General features: G+C 29.7%; 5 protein-coding genes. All 5 read right to left on the reverse strand.

Annotated elements, in window-relative coordinates:
* Positions 1–298: 298 nt before the first annotated feature.
* On the reverse strand, positions 299–433 hold the full coding sequence (locus CN514_RS26610) for a hypothetical protein (protein ID WP_286141740.1): 135 nt from the start codon (positions 431–433) through the stop codon (positions 299–301).
* A gap of 101 nt (positions 434–534) precedes the next feature.
* Positions 535–852, reverse strand: coding sequence for a CBS domain-containing protein (locus CN514_RS17945; RefSeq protein WP_098233771.1), 318 nt, complete (start codon positions 850–852; stop codon positions 535–537).
* 99 nt (positions 853–951) lie between these two features.
* Positions 952–1,569, reverse strand: coding sequence for a LysM peptidoglycan-binding domain-containing protein (locus CN514_RS17950; RefSeq protein ID WP_098233772.1), 618 nt, complete (start codon positions 1,567–1,569; stop codon positions 952–954).
* Entirely contained in the window at positions 1,566–2,150 is a 585-nt protein-coding gene (locus CN514_RS17955; RefSeq protein WP_098233773.1) for a CPBP family intramembrane glutamic endopeptidase, read from the reverse strand. Before CN514_RS17955 ends, CN514_RS17950 begins: the two co-directional genes overlap by 4 nt.
* A gap of 9 nt (positions 2,151–2,159) precedes the next feature.
* On the reverse strand, positions 2,160–3,677 hold the full coding sequence (locus tag CN514_RS17960; RefSeq protein WP_098233774.1) for a RecQ family ATP-dependent DNA helicase: 1,518 nt from the start codon (positions 3,675–3,677) through the stop codon (positions 2,160–2,162).
* Between the last annotated feature and the right edge of the window lie 95 nt (positions 3,678–3,772).

Below are 3,772 nucleotides of genomic sequence, written 5' to 3' on the forward strand. Positions count from 1 at the left end.
ATACAAAAACTAGTAGTAATTGAAAAATTTTAAACAACAAAAAAACTTATATCCATTAATACAAAATGGGCATAAGTTTTTAATTTGAGTGAAATATGGTTTCATCGTTTCCAAAAGTCTATTTTTGTATATGCAAAATAATATCCTTTATTAGTATTTAATAACAAGAAATAGCGCAAACGGATTGACAATATTAGTGTTTAACTGTAGAATTTTCTATTTCATTCGTAACAGATACTATTCTTAGACCAAGTTCCTTCAAATTTACGTAAAATTTTATCGATATTTTTATTATCATCTATTTTTTTAAGACAATTCTTCTTAGTAAATGATCTTTTGAATCAAAAGTTACAAGCGAAATGACATTAATCCTAAAATGGTGAAGATAATCAAGTAATCTTGCTAATTGCCCTTCCTTCTCCATACTTGTCATTGAAATTCTTATCCCTCGACAGTCCTTTCCAAGTACTTCTTGAAAAATCTCAATTACGTCATATCTAATAACTAGTCCAACAAAATTTCTCTCATCATCAACTACCGCAATTGATGGATATTTTTTAACGAATTCATTGTATCTTCATATGGTTCATCCGTTTTAACACAGATTGTTTGATGTGTTGCGATTTCACCTACTTTTAGATTCTTAACGTATTCTTCTGTTCGTAATTCACTAAAAAAGCATCTTCTAAAGATCTCTGCTTGTGAAATCATTCCAACATATTTATTTCCTGATAACACAGGAACACTATCAATTTGCTTTTCCAATAGAAGATTAATTGCACATTCTATCGTATCATTAGATAGGATCGTAATTACTTGATGGTTTTGAAGCATTTGATGTTTTGCTAACATACTTTAACACTCCCTTCCCCTCTATTTATAACATAGATAGGAAGTATTACGATCAAAGCGAATTTGTCTAGATTTCGAACTTCAATTCCCTAGTTAACATTATTTATCCACATCAACATTTAATGGGATTTTTAATATCTGGCCAGGCGTTACTTCGATCCCATTTAAATGATTTGCATCTTGAATAATTTCTTCGCCATCACGATTACCATAATATTTCATCGAAATAGTAAATAGTGTTTCTCCTCTTTGAACTTCGTGATTAATCTCTTCCACACCTACAGTTTCACTTGAATCTGTTTGGGATTTCACTACATTTTTTATCTCTTTTTTGATTGGAGCTTTTTTCTGAGATTCATTCGTTTTTTGTTTTTTTACATGATCGGTAGCAGCTAATTCAACCTTTTCAAATTTATTTGAAGGAATGATTAAACTTCCTTTTTCAGTAAAAATTTTATCGTATTTACTATGTACAAACTTCACTACTCCAAATGGTAGCATGATAAAGATTATGACTAACGCAGTGATTAAAGGATATTTTATTTTCCACCAAGGCCTTCGTTGATCCTCTTTTATTTTCATTGTTTCACTTCTTGGTGGTAGATTTAACAAATCAACGGCTTTATTTTGATCATTTATTTTCTTATTTTTAAATTTCTTATTTTTATTCTTTCGACTTAAGTCAGCTATACTATTAGTCTGAAGCTCATTTTTCATTCTTTGTCTTCACTTTCCAAACTTAATTTCATATACATTCCTAAAACATAATCTAAGATAAAATGTGCGATAAATACTATCACAATATTATTTGTTTTCAAATATAAGTAACCTAAGAAAAAACTTTCAATTAATACAATTATAAGTAAAATCGGTTTTTTCACATATCGAAAATGAACTAAAGCGAATACAACTGATGCAATAATTAGTCCAAATTTAGCTTGAATAAATCCTCTAAAAAATAATTCTTCTGATAATGCGATTAAAATACAAAGTATCGTCATTTCAGGGACTGAAAGTGACGTAAAGAATCTTTTATTAAATCCACCATCATCTAACAAACGCTCCGGAATCGTATAATTTAATAAGATATTAAATAGGACGAGTGAGAATCCAGCACCGAATCCATATAAATATGTTTTATAACTTTTAAATAAATGTAAATCATCTATAAATTTTTCTGTACCAATAAAAAAAACAATACATAAAATAGCGACTACTAAAATGATTAACTGCGTACCATATACGCTTTTCTTCAAATAGTTAACTGGAATTTCTTGACGGTTTAATTCGCTTTCCATATAGATTCCTCACAGCCCCAATTTATTTCTTAATTCTTGTTCCCATGAAAGTACATTATTATTTTCATATTTCTCATGATAAGTTGAACAATAGTCTTCAAACGATATACCACAAATATTACAGCAATTTTTTGGTCTCTGTACTAATATTTCATCAAAAAGTAAAAGATATTTTTCGCGATAACAAGTGGATGAAGCTAGAAAATCGATCATCGCTTTAAGTTTTAAATATTTTACTTTTTTTCGCTCCGAAATTAACTCTTTAATGGATTCTAATAAGACATTATTTATTTTTTCTAAATGCAAGTTTTCATCAACGATTACATTAAATTTAACCATTTCAGAATGAAGCGTTGTCCACTGTATTTCACTAAATTGAAAAACTGCTTTCCAATTAGACACGAGCGTTTCAGTCAATTTGATTGGATTTTCTTCTAATCTTTTTAAATACGCTAGAAAAGACTCAACTTGATTTACAGAAAGGATTTCGTCATCAATAAGCCTTAGTGGTAATTCATGATCTTCTTCACAAACAATTAGTATCGCAATACTTGGCTCACCATCTCGGCCAGCTCGTCCAATTTCTTGAAGATAATTCTCGATGTTTGAAGGATACTGATAATGAATTACAAACCTTACATTTGACTTATTAATCCCCATACCAAAAGCACTTGTACAAACGATGATATCTATTTGATTTTGAATAAATTGTTGTTGAATTAAAATTCTTTGTTCATGTTCCATGCCACCATGATAATAAGCGACTTTGCAATTTAACTTTTCTCTTATGGTATGTGAAATTTTCTCACAAGCAGCTCTTGTACCACAATAGACGATGCCTGGACCTGTTAATTTAGAAAGATGATTTGTTAAAGACTTGAGCTTTTCCATTTCCGAATCTACTTTCTCAACTTGAATTGCTATGTTCTCTCTGTTAACTGAATTGATATATTTTTGAACATGTTTTAACTGTAAAGTTTCGATAATTTCTTCCCGTACATTTTTGCTAGCTGTAGCAGTTAAAGCTAAAACTGTCGGATTATTTAATTTCCGCTTTATTTCCCCTAAAGTTTTATATTCTGGTCTAAAATCATGCCCCCACTGTGATATACAATGTGCTTCATCAACAACAAATAACGAGATCCTAGACGCAGAAAGCTTTTGTATTAAAAATTGATTTTGTAACATTTCAGGCGAAACAAAAATAAATTTATAGCTGCTAATATTATTAAATAAATATTTTTTTTGCTCAAAACTTCTAAAGCTATTTAGTGCAATAACCCGTTTATCTCCAAATGCTTTAATCTGCTCTACTTGATCCTCCATAAGGGAAAGTAGTGGTGAAACAATTACTACAACGCCTGGCAATAGTAGCCCTGTTAATTGATATAATAATGATTTACCCCCACCTGTAGGGAGCATTGCTAAAACATCCTTCGAGTTTAACAAGTCATTAATAATTTCTTTTTGGTTATTTCGAAAACTTGAATATCCGAATTTTTCGTATAGAAGTTTATTTAGGTCCATGTAAATCACCCATTCTTGCAAGAGTAATACGAATTTGAAAATATGTTACCTCATTTAATAAAGCTTCTTTAATCATTTTTAATTTCCTTGTATTT

It is taken from the genome of Bacillus sp. AFS001701, assembly GCF_002559405.1.
In the GTDB taxonomy this organism is placed as follows: Bacteria; Bacillota; Bacilli; order Bacillales; family Bacillaceae_G; genus Gottfriedia.